This window comes from Paenibacillus monticola (assembly GCF_009664975.1).
Lineage (GTDB): Bacteria > Bacillota > Bacilli > Paenibacillales > Paenibacillaceae > Paenibacillus_AQ > Paenibacillus_AQ monticola.
Genome location: NZ_WJXB01000006.1, coordinates 217889 through 239996, shown reverse-complemented (window position 1 = coordinate 239996; position 22108 = coordinate 217889). Strand labels below are relative to the sequence as shown.

Here is a 22108-nt window from a genome sequence, read left to right as displayed (position 1 = left end):
AGGGCTTAGCCCAGGCAACAATACACCTTAAAAAGACGACATTCATTCGCTAGGTCCGAATGAATGTCGTCTTTTGGATATGTTTGTTTCCAATCTTCCGAGAAGGCCATGTTTTTCAGTGGCCTCGTTATGCCTGACGGTTTTTTTTGTTGTTAATTGGTTGTTGTATATTCACTTACTTCAAACGTTAAGATTCTATCGAAGATGACATAATCTTTACGCTTGCCAAATGGACCTTTATTGTTTGTATGCTTATCAATTGCATATAAACCAGTGCCTCGTCCTGCATCGCGGGCATCATACCAAGTCAAGAAAGCATTAACTTCTGCAATAGGAAGATCATATTCTTTTTCTGTTCCGTTAATTAATGTAATCGTAAGTATGGCTCGATCCCCCGTTTGATCCGGTGTTGCTGATGGGGTAGGAGTTGCAGAGGGTGTAGGTACTGGTGTAACTGTCGGTGTCGGCGAAGCAGTTGCCGTTGGTGTTGGTGTTGCCGTTGGTGTTGGTGTTGGTGTTGCCGTTGGTGTTGGCGTCGCACTGGGAGCAGTAGTTGAAAAAGTTGTAAGACTAGCTGATGGGTCCGAACAAGACACATCATTAACAAATCCAGATATCAAATTAAAACTAATGTATTTTACTCCTTTAGGCACATTATAAGCAGCTTGCAAGGACAAAGTATTCGCACCATTATCAGATTGACTTACACCAGCATCATTATATGTTTGAAAGTGATTGATAACGCCTACACCATTTATATATATAGGATGGCCAGAGGTACTCAGTATGGAACCTAAATCGACATAGTAAGTACCTGGAGTACTTACAGGTGTAGCAAAAACGCTGCTAACAGGTAGCGAAGCAAAAATTAGCAAAAACAAAATAACTATCTTTAATCTTTTCATTTTAATTTTCTCCTCATTATGTATGAAATGTACTACTCCTTCTTTCAATAACCCCTACAATATCTGCATTTAATTCCACCTTTTGTTGGTATTTAGATCAAAATTGTATCTTTTAATCATTATTCTGTCTAAACATAAATACCTATATTTGGGATTAAATTTCTTTATTCATGATATATACATATATATATTACATATAAGTAAAAAGTTACTGCGTATACATAGAACGTATGTTTGGATATAATGCAAACAGACGTTCCTATATTCGGAGGTGACCCATTATGAAAATGAATGTCGGTCAAACCATTGAAATTATATACAAAGACAAAGCCGGGAAGATCACGCAGCGAAAGATTGAGATCGTGGGCTTCCGAGACGACCGTATCCGGGCGACCTGTTTGACCACTGGAGCACTGCGAGTGTTTTTGGAAGCCAACATCCTTGCTTGGCAGCTGGTACGGGAGAAACGCCATGCTTAGCGATACAGCACGCAAGCTGCTACTGATCATGACACACTCATCTGGCCATCATAGACATATGCCAACGTTGCAGGAGCTGGAGACCAAGAGCGGACGGACACCGGACTTTATTTTAGGAGAGAGGGGGAGTTATTTATATTTTAGGGAGACTACAGTCTCCCTAAAGATGGAGGTCATTATTCAGGCAATTAACAAGAAATTTACGGAAGCTCACAGTAGCCAAGTCATTAGCAAGAGAAGAGTATCACTGATTATTAGACGAAGTACTAGAATTAGGCATTGTTAAAAAGGTTTAAGGACTGTTACCGAAAAATAAAAAATGAATAGACAGATATTTCTAATATCTTTGCCTTATTAAAGTGTTTTTATATATTTTTGGTAGTTTTCATATTCTCTTGTTTCTGTATCGTAAGAACTTAGTTTACGGAAATTTTCATCTATTATATCTAACGAAATTCTAATAACACCCAAATCAGCATACTGTTGCTTTTTTTTTGAGTTTTCACTCCCTGGTGGATGATCTTTTTCATATTGTAGAAACGCTTCCGATGCTTGATCTATTTTTTCATCGATTTGATTTATATACCTATATCTAGAGTTATAGAGTTGGTTAATTACGTCTGAAATGCTAGATGCACCCATCTTATGAAGTCTATTAGGAAACTTGAATTTCATGTAGGCTTTTAAACTGTCTATATTTATTTCTTCTTCAGTGTTACTTAGAGTGTGTTCTAGTTTTTTAATAATCAGCGCGGTATTTTCTTTTTTTGATTTAAAGAACATTTCAAAGTGTTTATCAGCAACATAAAAAAGTCCACTTAAGGCGTGGAAATCTCTTTTTAAGTCTGAGGGAATATCATTTTCAGATTTATAATCTAAATAATGAGAGATATTTGCCCAAGAATCCATCGCCATAGTTCTAACCTGAATCTCAAAACGAAGCTCTTTAATATAGTCATATCTCGGTCCACTAAGATTGTCTTTCATTTTAACTATAATGTGGAGAGACATATATCCAAAGCTTTCTACATTGCTTCCATCTATCTTATTGTCTTCTTCAAGTATAGTAAAAGCTGAGTTAATAATTTTATGTATTTTTGGAATATCAGATAGGAACAAACAAACTATACGCAAGCCTAAGATATCATTAATTTCCTCAAAGGGAGATAGAATCTCTTTTCTTTCAATTTTTTCTGCGAAAGAATCATATTCTTTAATGCGTGATTCGATTTTATTAACTTTTATAGACTCTCTTGTCAAGGAGCCTTTAATTATAAAGAGAGCTTCTTCACATAATGACTCATAAAGAGGTCTTTTTATCTCAAATTCTTGTTGAGTAGATGCCAACATAACCGCCCCATTACATTTTTTTCTTAATTATACTTTTATAAAGAAGATAATGTAAATATAAATAGAATTATTACTTGTTGAACTCGAGATCCTTCAATAATTGGTATATTCCCAAATAATTTCGATTTTATCAAAGATGTATAATGTTTCCATTCCGTAGATGCGAGTCAATTGGTTTGCAAAATTATAATGAATTGTTTTATTTGATTCATCTTTTTATTCATAGGCTTTCTTCGATCATTCTCCCAATTTGTTATTGTTTTCGTATCTACGCAAAACAAGGACGCCGTCTCATTAATTTGCATACCTTGATAAATCCGTGCCTTTCTGATCAGTTCTCCTAATGTTCTTTCAGGTAAATCTTCAAAACACCCGAGATATGAGATTGGAAGACCAAGGATATCTGATAGCTTTCTTAATGTTGGAAGAGAAGCTGTATTTTTATTTCCTTCTATATAAGAGAGGGCGGTTGGGGAGATTCCTATTTGCGCAGCGACTTCGACAATCGTCAAATCCTTATTTATTCGTCCCTGACGTATTCTTTTGCCAGAAATAGTTGGCATAGAAGTCTCTGATTGGGCCAGCTGCAGAGGCTTCCGTTGGAGTATAGAAATGCCCGAGGTGTTATCTTCACGGATGTAGTTGTGGGTTTCTGGGTAGTGGGAACCCACTGCAGGGTTGTACGTGCAGTCCTGCACGTATCGCTCAATACCGGGCAAGAATTTCTGGTCCGCTTCTAGACCGGATAGATTTGCAGGTTGATGTCCCCCGTCCCAAGGATTGGGGTAAGCAGGGTACGATTATATCCTCGGCAGATATGCGTGCTGAAGTTGTAGCTGCCCAAGCAATACAAGCTGAGCGCTATCAACTCTTGCCAATCTCATGGAATAGTGAACTTTCCGGGGCTGCCCTTCGCCGTTATGCTAATCTGGGTAAAGAGGGCACTCAGCTGTTACATAATATTTTGGAGACACTGGGGCTAAGTATGCGGGCACATGATCGGATTATTAAGTTATCCCGAACGATAGCTGATTTGGCTGGCGCTGCTGATATCAGCTCCGCACATCTGGCAGAAGCGGTGCAATACCGTAATTTGGATCGTCAGCTGACAGCCCAAGAATAATCTGAACACACTAAAACAAGCCACTCAGAGATAATCCGAAGGCTTGTTTTTGTATGAGTTTACTCCCTAGGAAGAGAATTATTTAAATATCTTTAACACAATAAATTACAATACATTCAGCTCAACAACAATATTTCCGCGGGTTGCACGGGAGTATGGGCATGCTTGATGAGCACCTTCGGCAAGTTTCACTGCAGTTTCGTGGTCTACGCCTTTAACGAGTACGTCAAGTTTAACTGCGATACCGAAGCCGCCGTCTTCCACCTTGCCGAAGCTTACTGTAGCCGTGACTTCGCTGCCTTCGATCTTTACTTTGCCTAGACGTGCAACCATGTTCAGAGCACTGTCAAAGCAAGCGGAGTATCCGGCTGCAAACAATTGTTCAGGGTTCGTTCCTTCGCCGCCAGCGCCACCCATTTCGCGTGGAGTGCTGATGGTAAGGTTTAGTTTAGGGCTTTCTGACTCTATAAAACCGCTTCTTCCACCTACTGCTTTAACTGTAGTTTCATACATTTTTTGTTGGATGGTCATCATAATATATCGCTCCCGTTTCTGATAATGTATTGTACACAATATAATATAACACAATTAAAATAATAATCAAATTATTTTTTGCTATTAACATGAAGTTGAGAGTTATTTATGCTAAAATGAAACCATAAAGGTAGGTGAAGAAGACATGACGAAGATGACAACAACTCCAGAGTTGCTGCTAGAGAATCAGCTCTGTTTTACCATTTATGCTTGTTCACGAGAAATTACGAAGTTATATCAACCTTATCTGGACAGTATTGGAGTAACGTATTCGCAGTATCTGGTAATGCTCGTATTATGGGAGCGGCGCCAATGTACAGTAAAGGAAATAGGTGAGGCACTTTTTCTGGATTCAGGAACATTGACTCCGCTACTTAAAAGACTGCAAGCCGCAGGACTTATTCTGCGCGAACGTTCGTTGCAGGATGAGCGTAAGGTTCTGATCTCTCTAACAGAGCAGGGGTGGGCTCTACAAAAAGATGCTCTTTGTATTCCTAGCAAAATGATGGAAGGAACAGCGATGACTGGCGATGAATTCGTTGATCTGCTGGCCCAGTTTAAGAACCTGCTGGGACGCGTTCACGATACAAATCTGCTTTCAAAGAAGTGACGTTTCAACACATGTCAATGCAATTGATCGCATTTCGGCATGGAATCAAGCGAAAACGTGTGTACAATTATTGAAAGAAATTAAGGAAAGCGTTTCAAAAACATGTTACACTATTCTGGGTTTCCTTTTTAGACATAACGGTAAATATAAGCTCTGTCTTGTGTTTTTCCGCTATGGCTCTTGCAGGAAATGTGTGCCGTTATTCGTCAGGAGCGACGACACCGTTTCTGCTTGATCGGGGACCGGGATAGTGTATTTTATGTTACCCCGGCCCAAGACCAAGATCTAAGCGGCAATCCAAACGGAACGCGGAAAAACTGCGGGCTGCCTGCAAAATTCACCGGGAAATGATTTATGCTAAGATCCTTATGCTATCAAACTTTTAGGAGGCTTCCGGTATGAATATCCACGAGTATCAGGGAAAAGAAGTACTTAAGAAGTACGGAGTATCCGTGCCGAATGGTAAAGTAGCGTATACAGTGGAGGAAGCGGTGGAAGCCGCACAGTCGCTGAGCACACCGGTAGTTGTTGTGAAGGCGCAGATTCATGCTGGAGGACGCGGTAAAGCTGGAGGAGTTAAGGTTGCCAAGAGTATTGACGAAGTGCGGACTTTCGCCGCAGCGATTCTTGGTACAACATTGATTACACATCAGACTGGACCGGAAGGTAAGCTCGTAAAACGGCTGCTCATTGAAGAGGGCTGTCAGATTGTTAAGGAATATTACATCGGAATCGTTGTGGATCGGGGCTCAGGACGAGTCGTTATGATGGCTTCTGAAGAGGGCGGTACAGAGATTGAAGAGGTTGCGGCTACGCATCCGGAGAAGATTTTTAAAGAAATTATTGATCCGGCAGTGGGACTGCAGACCTTCCAAGCTCGCAAGCTGGCGTACAGCATTGCCATTCCGAACGAACTCGTAGGGAAGACAGTCAAGTTTATGCAAGCGCTCTATTCGGCATTTGTGGATAAGGATTGTTCCATTGCGGAGATTAATCCATTGGTTGTTACAGCCGACGGAAATGTAATGGCTCTCGATGCTAAACTGAATTTTGACCCTAATGCGTTGTTCCGTCATAAAGATATTTTGGAGCTTCGTGATCTTGATGAAGAGGACGAGAAAGAGATTGAAGCCTCCAAGTATGATCTGAGCTATATCGCGCTTGATGGCAATATCGGCTGTATGGTAAACGGTGCGGGTCTGGCCATGGCAACGATGGATATTATCAAATATTACGGCGGCGAGCCCGCCAACTTCCTGGACGTAGGGGGCGGTGCGACTACCGAGAAGGTTACAGAGGCGTTTAAGATTATTTTATCAGATGCCAAAGTAAATGGAATATTCGTCAACATCTTCGGCGGCATTATGCGCTGTGATGTGATTGCTAATGGTGTTGTAGAAGCAGCCAAACAGCTGGGTTTGACGAAACCTCTGGTCGTGCGTCTTGAAGGGACTAATGTCGGACTGGGCAAGCAGATTTTGGCGGGTTCGGGACTTAATATTACCACTGCAGATTCGATGGCGGATGGTGCGCGTAAGATTGTAGCACTTGTGCAGTAGTTGCAGAGTTGTAGGACCAGTTCTCGTATATGACAAATTCAGTAGGGATGTGACTAAGGCATGAGCATTCTTGTAGATAAAAATACGAAAGTCATCACGCAGGGTATTACAGGTTCAACGGGCTTATTTCATACTAAGGGAGCACTGGATTACGGCACACAGATGGTTGGCGGGGTAACGCCTGGCAAAGGTGGGACCTTTGTTAACATCACTTTGGAGAACGGCAGCGAGGTTAGCTTGCCTGTATTTAATACAGTAGCTGAGGCCAAAGCGGCAACCGGTGCGACCGCCAGTGTAATCTATGTACCACCAGCTTTCGCGGCAGACTCCATTATGGAGGCTGTGGATGCGGAGATCGAACTGGTTATTTGCATCACTGAAGGGATTCCAGTGCTGGATATGGTGAAGGTATCGCGTTATATGGAGGGTCGCCCTTCGATATTGATCGGTCCGAACTGTCCAGGCGTGATTACTCCGGGTCAATGCAAAATAGGGATAATGCCAGGTTATATTCATATGCCGGGTTATGTCGGAGTGGTCTCACGCAGTGGCACTTTAACCTATGAGGCCGTGCATCAGCTTACCACACGTGGAATCGGGCAGTCCTCTGCAGTAGGTATTGGCGGCGATCCGGTTAAAGGCTCAGAGTTTATTGATATCCTGAAGCTTTTTAATGAAGATCCAGGTACAAAGGCCGTTATCATGATCGGTGAGATCGGTGGAACAGCCGAGGAAGAAGCTGCCGAGTGGATCAGTAAATATATGACTAAGCCCGTAGTCGGTTTTATTGGTGGGGCCACGGCGCCTCCAGGTAAAAGAATGGGGCACGCGGGTGCGATTATCTCCGGAGGGAAAGGGACTGCCAGTGAGAAAATCGCTGTGCTGGAAGCCTGCGGAATTAAAGTAGCTCCTACCCCTGCTGAGATGGGCTCTACCCTTGTGAGTGTCCTGGAAGAACGCGGTATTATGAATGCTTTTACCACACACTAATCCTGTCGTGAAGTCAGGCTAGGAAAGACTCTACAATACATGGTGTTTTCGTGTATAATCACTTTTAAAGGTAAGCAACCTTTTGTTCCTGCCAAGGGAATGAAAGGTTGCTTTTTTGCGTTTATAAGTAACTTTTAAAGGAGAGAGTTCAGATGGAGGAACGTAACTTACTATTCGGATTAAATGAAGTGGAAGGCATCGGCTGGAAGAGCATTGGCAAGATACGCAAAGCGGGTTTTTTGACGGAAAAAGCATTTTCCTATACTTCTGAGGATTGGGAGAGTATTGGACTTACTAATAAAATGTCGAATCGGCTCGCCTCTGTATATGATGCTGAGTGGATAAACAAGAGGTACTCTTTAATGAAAGAAAGCGGTGCAGCAATGGTTACCCCGTTCGATGAAGATTACCCTGAATTATTAAAAGAGACAGCGCAGCCTCCCTGGGTACTCTATTACCGTGGCCGTTTGGAACTGATCTCCCGGCCCGGTATTGCCATGGTTGGCACCCGTGTACCCACTGCGTATGGACGCAAGGTAGGAGAAATACTGGCTGAGGAGCTTAGTGCTGCGGGCCTAACGGTCGTTAGCGGTTTGGCGCGGGGGATTGATAGTGTCTGTCATGAAGCGGCACTGAGAGGACGTGGAGGCACTATCGCGGTGATGGCTACTGGAATGGATAGGGTCTATCCACCTGAGAATCGGGAACTGGAGCGTCTGATTGGCCGGGAGGGACTGGTGCTTACGGAGTATCCTATTGGTACCCCAAGCCACCCTGGACTTTTCCCGCAACGCAATCGTATTATTGCAGGTCTTACTCTGGGGACTGTGGTTATCGAAGCTGACCTTCGGAGTGGATCACTAATTACGGCAGATGCTGCAATGGAAGCAAATAGAGATGTGTTTGCTGTTCCCGGTCCCATAACTTCTCCCAAAAGCCGGGGAGCGTTAGAGTTGATCAAACAAGGTGCAAAGCTGATTACTTGTGCTAAGGATATTGTCGAGGAGTATGCATCCTATTTGGACAAAATCCCCGCCGAAATCAGGGAATCTGAGTCATTTGTACCTGAAGCTGGAAACTTGGTTGTTGAAAAAAATTTGACAAGTGAGGAACTGCGACTATACCATATACTCCATCAAGGGCCATTTACGCTGGATGATCTTTTGACGAGGACCGAATGGGATTTTGGACATTTGCATTCAGTTCTGTTATCTTTAATCATAAAAAAAGCGGTAACACAATTGCCCGGTGCAATTTATAAGGTAATTTAATATAGTAGTGCGAGTGTTAACGAGGAGGACGAATCTATGGCGGATGTATTAGTTATTGTCGAATCGCCGGCAAAAGCGAAGACCATCGGCAAATATTTAGGCAGTAAATATATTGTGAAAGCATCAATGGGTCATATTAGGGATTTGCCAAAAAGCCAGATCGGCGTCGAAGTTGAGAACAACTTCAACCCCAAATATATCACTATTCGTGGTAAAGGCTCCATTTTGAAGGAATTGAAGGATGCCAGAAAAAAAGTGAAAAAAGTGTATCTCGCAGCTGACCCGGACCGTGAAGGTGAAGCTATCGCTTGGCACTTGGCCCATGCGCTGGATTTGGATGTTACAGAGGATTGCCGAGTTGTTTTTAATGAGATTACCAAGCAGGCTGTGAAGGATGCTTTTAAGACTCCGCGCAAGATCAACATGGATCTTGTGAACGCCCAGCAGGCCCGGCGGATTCTCGACCGTCTCGTGGGTTACAAGATTAGTCCTCTATTATGGAAGAAAGTCAAAAAAGGCTTGTCCGCCGGACGGGTGCAGTCGGTAGCTGTGAAGATTGTCATGGACCGGGAAAATGAGATTTCGATGTTTGTTCCGACAGAATATTGGAGTATTACAGCCAAACTTGGCATTCGTGATTCCCTTCTTGAGGCTAAATTTCATAAGTTGAATGGCCAGAAGAAGGAGCTTAACCAGGAAAGTGATGTGCAGGAGGTTCTTGAGGCCATCAAGGATGCTGCTTTCAAGGTGAGTGAAGTTAAGGAAAAGGAAAGACAGCGTCACCCATCGGCTCCGTTTACTACGAGCTCGCTTCAACAGGAAGCCGCCCGCAAGCTGGGATTCCGTGCAGCCAAGACGATGTCAGTTGCGCAACAGCTGTATGAGGGTGTGGAATTAGGTAAAGAAGGAACCGTTGGTTTAATTACTTATATGCGTACAGACTCCACGCGGCTGTCCGTAATTGCGCAGGATGAAGCCAAAGAGTTGATTGCTGCGAAATACGGTGAGAAATTCATTCCGGAAACACCGCGGCAATATTCCAAGAAGGCTGCCGGAGCACAGGAAGCACATGAAGCGGTTCGGCCGACTTCAGCCATGCGAGAACCTGATATGGTGAAGGAATTCTTGAGTCGGGATCAGTTCCGTTTATACAAACTGGTTTGGGAACGTTTTGTATCCAGTCAGATGGCTTCCGCCCTACTGGATACGCTTTCGGTTGATATCACTGCTGGCACAGCCATCTTCAGAGCTGTGGGTTCCAAAGTTTCTTTTCCTGGTTTTATGAAGGTCTATGTGGAAGGAAACGATGATGGAACGACGGATGAAGATAAATATTTGCCTCCGCTTAAAGCAGGAGATGACTTAATCAAGCAAGATATCGAACCTAAACAGCATTTTACGCAGCCTCCGCCTCGATACACAGAGGCCCGTTTGGTAAAAACAATGGAAGAACTGGGTATTGGACGTCCAAGCACCTATGCACCAACCTTGGAAACCATCCAGAAGCGCGGCTACGTAGCCATCGAAGAAAAAAAGTTCATGCCGACAGAGCTCGGAGAACTTATTATTGAACAAATGGAACAGTTCTTTCCTGAAATCCTTAACGTGGAATTCACGGCACACATGGAAGGGGATCTTGACCATGTGGAGGAAGGTGCGGAAGATTGGGTGAAGGTTCTTGCCGAATTTTACGAGACCTTCGAGAAGCGTCTTATCTTTGCAGAAGAGGAAATGAAGGAGATAGAGATCGAAGATGAGGTCTCTGATGAGTTCTGTGAGAAATGCGGTAAGTCAATGGTGTATAAGCTGGGACGATTCGGTAAATTTCTAGCTTGCTCCGGATTTCCAGATTGCCGCAACACCAAGCCTATCGTGAAGGATATCGGTGTCAGCTGTCCGAAATGCAATGAAGGACGGGTAGTGGAACGTCGCAGCAAGAAAGGGCGAGTCTTCTATGGCTGTGATCAATATCCTGCCTGCGATTTCGTTTCATGGGACAGACCGTCCATTAAGCCTTGTCCTGTCTGTGGTTCTTGGATGGTAGAGAAGCGTAATAAGCAGGGAACCAAACTGCAATGCACTTCTTGCGACCATACAGAGGCAGTCCTTGACAATGAGGAAGAACTAGCAGAATAAAGTCTTTACAGGAGGAAGTTTAAATTGACCGAGATAGCAAAAGTTACAGTAATTGGGGCAGGCTTAGCCGGAAGCGAAGCAGCCTGGCAAATAGCCTCACAAGGCGTACCAGTGAGATTGTATGAGATGCGGCCTGTCGTGAAGACGCCAGCGCATCATACGGATCAATTCGCGGAGCTTGTGTGCAGCAACTCGCTGCGTGCTAACGGACTCGCTAATGCAGTGGGTGTACTGAAGGAAGAAATGCGGCGGCTAAATTCACTTGTGCTAGGCGCAGCTGACCGAAATGCAGTACCAGCTGGCGGAGCACTTGCTGTGGACCGGGATGGATTCTCTGGCGAGATTACGGCAACTCTGCACAATCATCCCCTTGTAGAAGTCATAAATGAAGAACTTACGCATATACCGGAGGAAGGGATTGTCGTTATTGCTACGGGTCCCTTAACTTCACCGGCATTATCTAATGATATAAAGACTTTACTGGGTGAAGAATATTTCTACTTTTATGATGCCGCTGCACCCATTGTTGAGAAGGATACCATTGATATGAGTAAGGTATATCTCGCCTCCCGTTATGATAAGGGAGAAGCAGCCTATCTGAATTGTCCTATGACAGAAGCCGAATTTGATGTGTTCTATGATGCGCTAATTGCAGCAGAGACCGCTGAACTCAAGGATTTTGAAAAAGAGATTTACTTTGAGGGCTGTATGCCAATTGAAATTATGATGCGGCGTGGCAAACAAACAGCACTGTTTGGCCCGATGAAGCCGGTGGGGCTGGTAAACCCACATACGGGTAAGCTGCCTTATGCGGTTGTTCAGCTTCGTCAGGATAATGCAGCCGGAACGCTCTATAATCTTGTCGGCTTTCAGACTCATTTGAAATGGGGCGAGCAGAAGCGCGTTTTCTCGCTGATTCCAGGTCTTGAACAAGCAGACTATGTGCGTTATGGGGTTATGCACAGAAATACCTTTATTAACTCACCTAAGCTGCTGCATCCTACCTATCAAATGAAGGGTCATGAAAGATTGTTCTTTGCCGGCCAGATGACAGGTGTAGAAGGTTATGTAGAGTCGGCAGCTTCTGGTCTTATCGCTGGGATTAACGCTGCCAGAGCCGTTTTAGGTCAAGAAGGTCTGGTCTTTCCCGAGGATACGGTTCTGGGTAGTATGCCTGCATACATCACATCGGCTGATCCAGACCATTTTCAACCGATGAATGCCAATTTCGGTTTGCTACCAAAACCTGAGAAGAGGATGCGGAGTAAGCGAGAAAAAAATGAACTTCTAGCCCTCCGAGCACTGGACAGTCTTGCTGGGTTCGCAGCCCAGACAGGTCTTGCCTACACAGCGCCGGAGGATGAAGAGCAGAGCCCATCTTAAAGGAGGTTTTTCACAATTATGGTTCCTAGTTTTCATGCCACTACAATATGTGCTGTAAGACACAACGGCCAGGCTGCTATTGCTGGTGATGGTCAGGTTACCTTCGGAGAGAGCGTTATCATGAAGACGACGGCTAAGAAAGTCCGTCGTTTGTATAGAGGACAAGTAATCGCTGGGTTTGCGGGTTCGGTAGCGGATGCAATAACCTTGTTTGAGAAGTTTGAAGGAAAGCTTGAGGAACATCACGGCAACTTGCAGCGCGCTGCTGTAGAGCTTGCCAAAGACTGGCGCCAGGACCGTATCCTGCGCAAGCTGGAAGCACTGATGATCGTAATGGATAAGGATGGCATGCTGCTCATTTCCGGTAACGGTGAAATCATCGAACCGGATGATGATGTGCTAGCCATTGGTTCTGGAGGTAATTTTGCCTTAGCATCTGGCCGTGCGCTTAAGCGACATGCCCCTGCTTTAAGTGCTGCAGAAATCGCCAGAGAAGCACTCCAGATTGCTTCCGAAATATGTGTGTACACCAATTCCAATATTATTGTTGAACAATTATAGGCCCCGGTGCCATAAGAGAGATGGAGGAAGTCACGATGGTGAATCAATCACTTACACCCCGCCAAATCGTAGCCGAATTGGATAAATATATTGTAGGTCAGAAGCAGGCCAAGAAATCGGTAGCCGTTGCACTGCGCAACCGCTATCGGCGTAGTCTGTTGGCCGAGGAACTCCGTGATGAAGTCGTACCGAAGAACATTTTGATGATTGGTCCAACTGGCGTAGGGAAGACCGAGATTGCTCGCCGCTTGGCGAAGCTCGTAAATGCCCCTTTTATTAAAGTGGAAGCAACCAAATTCACTGAGGTCGGTTATGTAGGTCGCGATGTGGAGTCAATGGTTCGCGATCTGGTGGAGACATCCATTCGCATGGTGAAGCTAGAACGGACGGAAAAGGTTAAAGACCGTGCGGAAGAGTTGGCTAACGAGCGAATTGTCTCTATTCTGGTTCCTTCATCCTCCAAAGGCAAGACTCAACGTAATCCTTTTGAAATGATCTTTGGAGGGAATGGTTCCGGCCAGGAGGATTCCAAAGAAGATGACGAACAAGACGGAAGTCTAAGTGAGCGCCGTCGCGGGATTAAGTTTAAGTTGCTGGCTGGCCAATTGGAAGAAACAATCATCGAAATCGATGTTGAAGACACCACTCCAAGCATGTTGGATATGTTTGCTGGCCAAGGGAATGACCAGATGGGCATGAATATGCAGGAAATGTTCGGTAGCCTGTTGCCTAAACGCACCAAGAAGCGTAAACTTCCAATCCGAGAGGCACGCAAAGTGCTGACTCAGGATGAAGCAGGCAAGCTAATCGATATGGATGATTTGATTCAAGAGTCAGTGTCGCGGGCTGAGCAGTCCGGTATTATTTTTATTGATGAGATTGATAAGGTGGCTAGTCAAGGCAAAGGTTCTGGACCAGATGTATCCCGCGAGGGCGTACAGCGTGATATCCTGCCGATTGTCGAAGGGTCTACAGTGATGACGAAATATGGCCCTGTGAAGACGGACTATGTACTCTTTATGGCAGCCGGTGCTTTTCATATCGCCAAACCTTCTGACCTTATCCCAGAGCTTCAGGGCCGCTTTCCGATCCGTGTGGAGCTAAGCAGCCTGACGCTGGAGGACTTTGTATCTATTTTGACTGAACCGGAGAATGCACTAACAAAGCAATATGTGAATTTGCTCAAAACAGAAAACATTGAAATACAGTTTCAGCCGGAAGCTATTTATGAGATCGCCAGAATAGCAGCTTCAGTTAATCAAAATATGGAGAATATCGGCGCACGACGTTTGCACACCATTTTGGAGAAATTGCTTGAAGATTTGTCCTTCGAGGCCCCCGAGTTAACTTTGGATACTATGGTAATCACACCGGAATATGTACGTGAGAAACTGGCGAGCATTGCACAGGATCGGGACTTAAGCCAATATATCCTGTAAAGTGCCGACAACCTTCGGCATAGTTCGAAATTAGGTAGTTTGAATTAGAAATTTAAAATTGTGTGTCCGAAAAAAGGCATAAAAAGTAAGAATATGAAATAAAGAAGAAAATTTTGGAACGAAAAAGGTTGAATATGGAAGAAAAATGATTTAAGCCCTGTCTTTTCTGAAAAGATAGGGCTTATTTCTTATTGTAATAATATACAAATTCTAAGAGAATCAATGTATATGAGAAAGACATAATAATGATTGACGACATCTTTCGACTAAATTCGAGGAAAATGGGATTTTTTTTGCTTTTTTTGTCGAATCTAGCAGGAATTTAGAAGGAGTTGTGGAATTCTTTTCATTATGATAGCTTTGAAAGGGGGATATCCATGGGATTGCTGAATAGTGTCAGTTTTCAACGATTACAGGGAGGCATTGACGCTGCCACCAAACGACAAAGTGTTCTAGCTAACAATGTGGCTAATGTCGATACACCAAATTTTAAACGTTCTGATGTTTCATTTGAAAGTTTTCTCCAACAACAAGATAGTGGACTAAAGTCCCAACTCAGTGCCAAGGTTACGGATTCCCGCCATTTTCAGTTCGGATCGAATACTGTTGTACCCGCTACAGTCGTTACTACAGATGAAACAACCTCGATGAATAACAACGACAATAATGTAGATATTGACCGGGAAATGGCGCTTAGCGCTGAGAACCAGCTCAGGTACAGTTCTTATATTCAACAAATGAACAGTCAGATTTCGATGATGCGTACAGTAGTTGAGGGGAGATAATTAAAGATGAACTTTGGTAGTAGTTTTGGGATCAGCGCTTCTGCGCTAACTACTCAGCGGTTGCGAATGGATGTTATTTCTTCCAATATTGCCAATGCCGAAACAACGAGAGCGTCTGTCGTTGACGGCAAAGCTGTTCCTTACAAGCGTAAGCTTGTAGTACTGGAAGCCACCCAGAGTGATAAATTTTCGAATATTTTACACTCCAAAATGAATGGAAGCCCTGAAGGTGTTAAGGTTCAATCTATAATTGAAGACTCTTCTCCACTAAAGCCTGTGTACAACCCAAGTCATCCTGATGCAGATGCGAATGGATATGTGTATATGCCAAACGTAGACATCACAAAAGAGATGGTAGATATGCTATCTGCTTCACGTTCTTATGAAGCCAATGTTACTATGCTGAATGCAACAAAAGCTATGGTAAGTAAAGCGCTTGAAATAGGAAGGTAAGTAAAAACATCTAGGAGGGTAAACGTCTATGTCAAGTTTGTCTATTGGAACTCAAGCTGTGCAGCAGCTCGCTATGAAACCGACAACAACTAATTCTTCAGCAGCCTCCACTGATTCAACGGAGAGCTTTGGTTCTTATCTGGAGGATGCACTGAATCAAGTAGCTGCTCAGGAGCAAACTTCTAAGGATATGAGTAACAAGTTTGTTTTAGGAGAAGTAAATGTAGACGAGGCAATGATTTCATCGCAACAGGCTCTGCTAAGTTTGCAACTGACTACACAAGTCCGGAACAAAGTGATTGAAGCCTATCAGGAAATTATGAGAACTCAGATTTAGATAATCCTAGTTTAGTTTCGGATGGGGTGACACTGTGAATGAAAGATTGGCCCAATATCGGGAGAAAATCATCCTGTATTGGAACAAATTTAGCGGTAAACAGAAAATATTATTTTTCTCAACACTTTTTATCATCATCATAATAATCGTAGTTTTGACAATGCAGCTATCGAAGACGGAATACGAAGTGGCTTTTCAGGATTTGGATAGCACAGATTCAGCGGGTGTAATGACTTATTTGGACTCAGCTGGGATCTCTTACCGTTTAAGTCCTGATGGAAAAAGTATTTCTGTACCTAGTACTGAAGCAGCACGAATTAAGGTTGACATAGGTTCTCAGGGGATCGTGCAAGGCGGATCTATCGGTTACAAAGTATTTGACACCAATTCATCAATGATAGGCACCACTGATAGTGAATTTAATGTGAAGTACAATAACGCACTAAATGGTGAAGTGGAACAATTAATGAGGCGTATGCAGGGGATCAAAGACGTCAAAGTTCTTATCAATTTACCTAAAGAGACCGTTTTTGCCTCGCAGTCTGATCAGGAACAGGCATCCGCTTCCGTGGTGCTTACTTTTAATCCGGGATTCAGGCCGAGTCAAGATAATATCGACGGATACTTCAATCTCGTAAAGACTGCGGTACCCAATCTGCCGATTGCAAACATAACAATTGCTAACGATGAAGTTGAATTAATGCCTACAGCCAAAGGTGGACAAGCAGGCGTTTCCAGTCAAGTAGAAGAGAATTTTACACTGCAGAAGAAATTTGAGGAAGATGTCAAAAAAGATGTCAAACAATTTCTGAGTACTCTTACTGGTCCGGACAAAGTGGATGTATTGGTATTCTCCAAGCTGAACTTCGATAAAGAGAGTCGTAAAGAAGATCTTGTAACACCTGTTGATGTGCCTAACATGAAGGGGATCGAGATCAGTTCGCAAATTATCAGCAATACTTATTCGGGTCAAGGAAATACCACTGGTGGTGTCGCGGGTACGGGTTCACAAGATGTTGCGGGGTACCCTTCAGATACGAATTCAGGCACTTCAACCTCGGATGAATCGTCGGAAACGAGGAACTACGAGGTCAATAGAATTACGAGAGATATAATTGCCAGTCCTTATTCTGTAAAAGATTTAACCATAAATGTTGCGGTTGAACCACCTACGGGGCAAACAACTTTGGATCAGGCAACATCAACTGCTATCCAAAATATTCTGGTTAATATCGTTCGTGCTTCACTTGCGGATTCTGGTGTTATTTATACAGACGCGGATTTAGCGAAGAAAGTTTCGGTCTATTCACAGCAATTTGGTAGTAATACAGCAACTACTACTTCGGCTGGACTAGCAACATGGATGATATGGGCGATCGGCGCAGCTGCACTGCTCGTCGGTGTCGGTGGTGGATATCTGTTCTATCGGAGTCGCAAAAAGACTGCTGAAGAGGAAGAAGAAGACATACCTTTACAAGTTCCAACTGAATTTCCATCCATTAATATGGAGAGCGTGACGAATGACAGTCAAGTTCGTAAGCAGCTTGAGAATCTGGCTAAGAAGAAGCCGGATGAATTCGTAAATCTGCTGCGTACATGGCTTGCTGACGAACAGAGGTGAACCCATGGCAAAAGCTAGCCAGCAGGTGCTTAGCGGCCGTCAAAAGGCGGCAATCCTGCTTATCACACTAGGACCCGAGGTATCTGCACAAATATTTAAGCATTTGAAAGATGAGGAAATTGAACAACTGACACTCGAAATTGCCAATGTCCGCAAAGTGGAGAGCGGTGAAAAAGAAACGATCATGTCAGAGTTCCATCAGATATGCCTCGCCCAGGAGTATATATCGCAAGGTGGTATTAACTACGCCAAAGAGATTCTGGAGAAAGCGTTGGGTCCGCAAAAAGCAATGGAGGTCATTAATCGCTTGACTGCAACCTTGCAAGTAAGACCCTTTGATTTTGCGCGTAAGGCAGATCCTAACCAGATTCTGAACTTTATCCAGAATGAGAATGTACAGACGATTGCATTGGTTCTATCTTATCTTCAATTTGAACAGGCTGCGGCTATTCTATCTTCACTCCCACAGGAGAAGCAGGCTGAGGTTGCCAGAAGAATTGCCGTCATGGATAGTACCTCTCCAGAAGTTATCACTCAGATTGAGCGAGTGCTGGAGCAGAAACTTTCGGCAACTGTAACTCAGGATTATACAAATGCGGGTGGTATCGAATCGATTGTACAGATTCTGAATGGGGTAGATCGCGGAACAGAGCGGACCATTCTGGATTCCCTGGAGATCCAAGATCCGGAGCTTGCCGAAGAGATCAAGAAACGGATGTTTGTGTTCGAGGATATTGTCAATGTGGACAACCGTTCGATCCAACGTATTATTCGGGATATCGAGAATGCAGATTTGCAGTTGGCGCTCAAAGTCGCCAGCGAGGAAGTGCGGGATGTTATTTTCCGCAATATGTCCAAACGTATGGCAGATACATTCCGGGAAGAGATGGAGTATATGGGTCCGGTGCGGCTGCGTGATGTCGAGGAAGCCCAGACCCGCATTGTTGGCACGATCCGTAGACTGGAAGAGTCCGGTGAAATAATTATTGCCCGCGGTGGAGGAGATGACATAATTGTCTAAGCTGATCAAACACTCCCAATATGTTCCGGTAGATGTTCTGAAGAGACTGGAGCAGGCAAGGCATTATGCCGGCCTTGTCGAAGAGCCTATTCTGGAAGAGATTACCGGAGAAGTACACTATCAGGACCCCGCCCGTGAAGCTGCGGAACTAGCCCGTAAGCAAATGCTGAAGGATGCCCAGGAATTTGCCGAAGGGCAAGTCCGAAACGCATCCCAAGAAGCAGAAATTATTGTGGAATCGGCGCGGTCGGAAGCTGAAGAGTGGTGGCGTCAACGCCGGGAGCAGGATGAGCATCTTGTCGAAGCAGTCAAATCCGAGGGGTATCAGCTAGGTTATCAGGAAGGCGTATCGCAGGCAGAGCAAGAAATGAAAGAGAAAATGGCCGGAATGATGGAAGAAGCCCGAACAGTGCTGTATGAAGCCTACAAGGCTAGAGATGTCATCATACAGGAAGCAGAGCCTTTTCTGGTAGAGCTAAGTTGCGATATTGCTGAAAAAATAGTAGATAGGCAGTTAACTATTGAACCACAGTTTACTATGGAGTTAATCCGAAAGAATCTGGCTCGTAAACGCGAGCAAGGAATGATTTCCTTGTGCGTAGCACCCGCACAGTTTGCATTTGTGAATGCGGCAAGGGAGGAATTAACACTCGCAGTTGATTCCCAGGCTGAATTACAAATTTTGCCTGACTCTACTGTGAAAGACCGTGGTTGTGTGATCCGCTCTTCCTTTGGAAGCATTGATGCCCGTATTGATACTCAGCTTGCAGAAATTAAGAAAGAGCTGGTAAGGATCGCGCTCGATACTGAGGAGCACGGAAGTGGGGAAGATGATGCTTGACAGCAAGCGTTACAAAGAGCAGCTGCGTAATTTCGACCCTGTAAGGATCAATGGTAAAGTTACACAAGTTATAGGGCTAATGGTTGAATCAGAAGGGCCGGATGCCAGCATAGGTGATGTGTGTTATATCTATCCGGCAAAAGGCAATAAGCCGCTGCAGGCAGAAGTCGTTGGTTTCCGTGACAACAAGGTTTTACTTATGCCGCTTGGAGAGTTGCAGGCTATTGGCCCCGGCTGTGATGTTGTCGGTACAGGAAAGCCATTAAGTGTTCAAGTTGGTTCCGAACTGCTCGGTAAGATACTTGATGGTCTTGGACAGCCGCTTGATGGCTCACTCATCCCTGCTCGTATGCCGCATAGCTCTACTTTTAACATCCCGTCCAATCCGCTCAATCGTCCACGGGTACTAGAGCCAATCAGTATTGGTGTTAGAGCGATTGATGGATTATTGACCATTGGTAAAGGGCAGCGAGTGGGTATCTTCGCAGGCTCAGGTGTTGGGAAGAGCACATTGATGGGCATGATTGCCAGGAATACTTCAGCAGACGTAAATGTTATCGCTCTGATTGGGGAACGGGGCAGGGAAGTCCTGGATTTTATTGAACGTGATTTGGGACCAGAAGGTCTACAACGTTCGGTGGTTATCGTAGCTACATCAGATCAGCCAGCGCTAATCCGGATTAAGGGAGCACTTATTGCTACAACGATTGCTGAATACTTTCGGGATCGTGGACTCAATGTCATGCTGATGATGGATTCTGTTACACGGTATGCCATGGCTCAGCGTGAAGTTGGGCTTGCAGTGGGTGAACCTCCGGCAATGAGAGGGTATACTCCTTCTGTATTTGCTAGTTTACCCAAGTTGCTGGAAAGAGCAGGAACTGGGCCTACGGGTTCAATAACCGCTTTTTATACCGTGCTGGTTGACGGTGATGATATGAATGAGCCCATTGCCGATGCTGTTCGGGGAATACTGGACGGACATATTGTGCTAAATCGGAGTATTGCCAACAAAGGACATTTTCCAGCAATTGATGTACTTTCGAGTATTAGCCGTGTAATGAAGGATATCGCACCTGAAGAGCAGATCGCAGCAGCAGAAAATGTTAAACGTCTAATGGCAGTTTATAAGGATTCAGAGGATTTGATTAATATCGGAGCTTATCAGAGAGGTTCTAATGCTCAGATAGATGAGTCAATGCATTACATTGACAGTATTTGGGAATTTACCAAGCAGAAGGTAGATGAGAAAGTAACACTGGCTGAAGTTCAACAATCTTTAATTTCTCAATTCTCAAGGAGCTGATCCGGTATTATGAGATTTCATTATACTTTTCAAAAAGTAGTGGATTTGAAGGGCAATGAGAAGACTCAGGCAGAGTGGATTCTTTCAAGCGCGTTAGTTGAACTACAGGCTCAGGAAAAAAGTCTTGAAGAGTTAACGGTGCAACGCAATGCTATCATAATCTCTCTACAAAGTGCTGCTGAACAAAAGACGCCAATCGCAAAGATTATGGAAATGCAGGAATATGTTAATTATCTCGATACATGCATTGCCCGTAAAAATAAAGACATTAGCCATGCGCATCAGGAAGTCCAGAACAAGCAGGAAACGCTCAGTACGAAGGTGCTGGATGAAAAAGTATGGTTGAAGGCAAAAGATAAAGCTCAAACCTTGTTTCAGCAGAGTATGAATTTACGGGAACAAAACGAAATGGATGAGATGGCTACCGTCCGGTTCGCGATGAAATCCCTCTAACTGGGAGGTTTCCTCAAGTGGCTAAGAAAGATATAGAGCTTGAAAATGAAGGGTCAGCGGGGAAGTTTGAACGGTTTTTATTTTTAATGATTCCCATTATATTCACACTTGTCCTACTTGGTGTACTGTTAACGCTTTTTAACATGGACATTCGCAAAAATGTGCTCGAAATTGCAAATAAGATCCCTATTGTTCAAAATTGGGTCCCTGATCCAGTTGCAGTAGATACAGAGAAACAAACTGTGGAGCAGGCAGCGAGCTCGGACACGACGATCAAGCAGTTAAAGGCTGAACTTGCTAAGCAGGAAACGACTTTGAAAAAGGCTCAGGAAGAGAAGACGGCTCAGGATACACAAGTGAAATCGTTGCAAGCTCAAGTTGAGAAAATGAAAACGGAGGCAGCGGCAGTAGCGGTAACAACGCAGGCTGTAGATGATCCGTATCAGAAGAACGTAACAGATCTTGCACAGCTTTACGCAGGAATGAAGGCTGCAAATGCGGCACTGATTATGGCAAACCTGACTAATGAAGAAATGGTACAAATCTTTAGTGTAATGAGTAATTCAAGTAAGACCGCTATTCTGGAAAAGATGGATCCCAAAAAAGCAGCAGAAGTTTCAATAAAGCTAAAAGAAACGACAACTTCTACCGATATGGCAATTGCAGCCCTTCAATCACGATTGAAAAAGGATACCCCCACGACGGCTACAACTGGAACCAGTGCTAATCTGGACAAAGCAAAGCTTGTACAGACCTTCACTACGATGCCAGCGGCCAATGCGGCTGTACTTCTTGGATCGATGTACACGATAAGCCCAGATAAAGTGCTTACTATACTTAATTCAGTAAGCGACAGCGTACGCTCCTCTATATTAGGGGAAATGACCAAGAACGATAGTGAACAGACAGCCAAGGTCGTTAATCGGCTAATGGGTGGTAAGTAACATTTGA

General features: G+C 44.2%; 24 protein-coding genes and 1 pseudogene. 21 read left to right on the top strand and 4 right to left on the bottom strand.

From position 1 onward, the window contains the following. Positions 1 to 152: 152 nt before the first annotated feature. Complete coding sequence (locus GJB61_RS17975; RefSeq protein WP_154120356.1) at positions 153 to 905, bottom strand: hypothetical protein; 753 nt, start codon at positions 903 to 905, stop codon at positions 153 to 155. Between the two features lie 281 nt (positions 906 to 1186). Here GJB61_RS17975 and GJB61_RS17970 point away from each other — a divergent pair, with 281 nt between their 5' ends. Next, a complete protein-coding gene (locus GJB61_RS17970; RefSeq protein WP_154120354.1) occupies positions 1187 to 1384 on the top strand; it encodes a hypothetical protein in 198 nt (65 codons plus the stop codon). Continuing rightward, on the top strand, positions 1377 to 1670 hold the full coding sequence (locus tag GJB61_RS17965) for a hypothetical protein (protein WP_154120352.1): 294 nt from the start codon (positions 1377 to 1379) through the stop codon (positions 1668 to 1670). The genes GJB61_RS17970 and GJB61_RS17965 overlap by 8 nt, the downstream gene beginning before the upstream one ends. Positions 1671 to 1738: 68 nt before the next feature. On the opposite strand, the gene GJB61_RS17960 is transcribed toward GJB61_RS17965, so the two are convergent. Together GJB61_RS17960 and GJB61_RS17955 are read right to left on the bottom strand one after the other, a co-directional pair. Beyond that, positions 1739 to 2734 carry a GTP pyrophosphokinase gene (locus tag GJB61_RS17960; protein ID WP_154120350.1) on the bottom strand — a complete coding sequence of 332 codons (996 nt, stop codon included), beginning with the start codon at positions 2732 to 2734 and terminating at the stop codon, positions 1739 to 1741. A 167-nt stretch (positions 2735 to 2901) separates the two neighbouring features. Continuing rightward, positions 2902 to 3297: a helix-turn-helix domain-containing protein gene (locus GJB61_RS17955; protein WP_154120349.1), complete on the bottom strand. Its 396-nt coding sequence runs from the start codon at positions 3295 to 3297 to the stop codon at positions 2902 to 2904. A gap of 83 nt (positions 3298 to 3380) precedes the next feature. On the opposite strand from GJB61_RS17955, the pseudogene GJB61_RS32400 reads away from it, so the two are divergent. Together GJB61_RS32400 and GJB61_RS32395 are read left to right on the top strand one after the other, a co-directional pair. Further along, positions 3381 to 3497 (top strand): annotated as a pseudogene (locus tag GJB61_RS32400) (ATP-binding protein); the annotation flags it as partial. A 54-nt stretch (positions 3498 to 3551) separates the two neighbouring features. Then, positions 3552 to 3857: a magnesium chelatase subunit ChlI family protein gene (locus GJB61_RS32395; RefSeq protein ID WP_338115925.1), complete on the top strand. Its 306-nt coding sequence runs from the start codon at positions 3552 to 3554 to the stop codon at positions 3855 to 3857. 105 nt (positions 3858 to 3962) lie between these two features. Here GJB61_RS32395 and GJB61_RS17945 read toward each other — a convergent pair whose 3' ends face one another. Beyond that, positions 3963 to 4391 carry an organic hydroperoxide resistance protein gene (locus tag GJB61_RS17945; protein ID WP_154120345.1) on the bottom strand — a complete coding sequence of 143 codons (429 nt, stop codon included), beginning with the start codon at positions 4389 to 4391 and terminating at the stop codon, positions 3963 to 3965. A gap of 145 nt (positions 4392 to 4536) precedes the next feature. Here GJB61_RS17945 and GJB61_RS17940 point away from each other — a divergent pair, with 145 nt between their 5' ends. From GJB61_RS17940 to GJB61_RS17860, 17 genes are all read left to right on the top strand, one after another. Continuing rightward, a complete protein-coding gene (locus GJB61_RS17940) occupies positions 4537 to 5001 on the top strand; it encodes a MarR family winged helix-turn-helix transcriptional regulator (protein WP_195724377.1) in 465 nt (154 codons plus the stop codon). Between the two features lie 398 nt (positions 5002 to 5399). Further along, positions 5400 to 6560 carry an ADP-forming succinate--CoA ligase subunit beta gene (gene sucC / locus GJB61_RS17935; protein WP_154120343.1) on the top strand — a complete coding sequence of 387 codons (1161 nt, stop codon included), beginning with the start codon at positions 5400 to 5402 and terminating at the stop codon, positions 6558 to 6560. Positions 6561 to 6620: 60 nt separating this feature from the next. After that, positions 6621 to 7550: a succinate--CoA ligase subunit alpha gene (gene sucD / locus GJB61_RS17930; RefSeq protein ID WP_154120341.1), complete on the top strand. Its 930-nt coding sequence runs from the start codon at positions 6621 to 6623 to the stop codon at positions 7548 to 7550. Between the two features lie 152 nt (positions 7551 to 7702). Continuing rightward, complete coding sequence (gene dprA / locus GJB61_RS17925) at positions 7703 to 8821, top strand: DNA-processing protein DprA (protein WP_154120340.1); 1119 nt, start codon at positions 7703 to 7705, stop codon at positions 8819 to 8821. A 36-nt stretch (positions 8822 to 8857) separates the two neighbouring features. Next, a complete protein-coding gene (topA, locus tag GJB61_RS17920; RefSeq protein WP_154120338.1) occupies positions 8858 to 10957 on the top strand; it encodes a type I DNA topoisomerase in 2100 nt (699 codons plus the stop codon). Between the two features lie 24 nt (positions 10958 to 10981). Beyond that, positions 10982 to 12340: an FADH(2)-oxidizing methylenetetrahydrofolate--tRNA-(uracil(54)-C(5))-methyltransferase TrmFO gene (trmFO, locus tag GJB61_RS17915; protein WP_154120337.1), complete on the top strand. Its 1359-nt coding sequence runs from the start codon at positions 10982 to 10984 to the stop codon at positions 12338 to 12340. An 18-nt stretch (positions 12341 to 12358) separates the two neighbouring features. Beyond that, positions 12359 to 12901 carry an ATP-dependent protease subunit HslV gene (hslV, locus tag GJB61_RS17910; RefSeq protein WP_154120335.1) on the top strand — a complete coding sequence of 181 codons (543 nt, stop codon included), beginning with the start codon at positions 12359 to 12361 and terminating at the stop codon, positions 12899 to 12901. Between the two features lie 35 nt (positions 12902 to 12936). Beyond that, positions 12937 to 14340, top strand: a complete 1404-nt coding sequence (hslU, locus tag GJB61_RS17905) for an ATP-dependent protease ATPase subunit HslU (RefSeq protein ID WP_154120333.1) — start codon at positions 12937 to 12939, stop codon at positions 14338 to 14340. A 377-nt stretch (positions 14341 to 14717) separates the two neighbouring features. Next, entirely contained in the window at positions 14718 to 15125 is a 408-nt protein-coding gene (flgB, locus tag GJB61_RS17900; protein ID WP_154120331.1) for a flagellar basal body rod protein FlgB, read from the top strand. A gap of 6 nt (positions 15126 to 15131) precedes the next feature. Continuing rightward, complete coding sequence (flgC, locus tag GJB61_RS17895; RefSeq protein WP_154120330.1) at positions 15132 to 15578, top strand: flagellar basal body rod protein FlgC; 447 nt, start codon at positions 15132 to 15134, stop codon at positions 15576 to 15578. A gap of 28 nt (positions 15579 to 15606) precedes the next feature. Beyond that, the gene (gene fliE, locus GJB61_RS17890) at positions 15607 to 15915 is read left to right on the top strand and encodes a flagellar hook-basal body complex protein FliE (RefSeq protein WP_154120328.1); all 309 of its coding nucleotides are present in this window, start codon (positions 15607 to 15609) and stop codon (positions 15913 to 15915) included. Positions 15916 to 15949: 34 nt separating this feature from the next. Continuing rightward, entirely contained in the window at positions 15950 to 17536 is a 1587-nt protein-coding gene (fliF, locus tag GJB61_RS17885; RefSeq protein WP_338115918.1) for a flagellar basal-body MS-ring/collar protein FliF, read from the top strand. 4 nt (positions 17537 to 17540) lie between these two features. Then, positions 17541 to 18557, top strand: a complete 1017-nt coding sequence (gene fliG / locus GJB61_RS17880) for a flagellar motor switch protein FliG (protein WP_154120326.1) — start codon at positions 17541 to 17543, stop codon at positions 18555 to 18557. Continuing rightward, positions 18550 to 19398, top strand: a complete 849-nt coding sequence (locus GJB61_RS17875) for a FliH/SctL family protein (protein WP_154120324.1) — start codon at positions 18550 to 18552, stop codon at positions 19396 to 19398. Before fliG ends, GJB61_RS17875 begins: the two co-directional genes overlap by 8 nt. After that, entirely contained in the window at positions 19391 to 20704 is a 1314-nt protein-coding gene (fliI, locus tag GJB61_RS17870) for a flagellar protein export ATPase FliI (protein WP_195724380.1), read from the top strand. Before GJB61_RS17875 ends, fliI begins: the two co-directional genes overlap by 8 nt. Positions 20705 to 20713: 9 nt before the next feature. Continuing rightward, positions 20714 to 21157 carry a flagellar export protein FliJ gene (gene fliJ / locus GJB61_RS17865; protein ID WP_154120322.1) on the top strand — a complete coding sequence of 148 codons (444 nt, stop codon included), beginning with the start codon at positions 20714 to 20716 and terminating at the stop codon, positions 21155 to 21157. A 17-nt stretch (positions 21158 to 21174) separates the two neighbouring features. Continuing rightward, complete coding sequence (locus GJB61_RS17860) at positions 21175 to 22101, top strand: MotE family protein (protein WP_338115917.1); 927 nt, start codon at positions 21175 to 21177, stop codon at positions 22099 to 22101. The last annotated feature ends 7 nt before the right edge of the window (positions 22102 to 22108 follow it).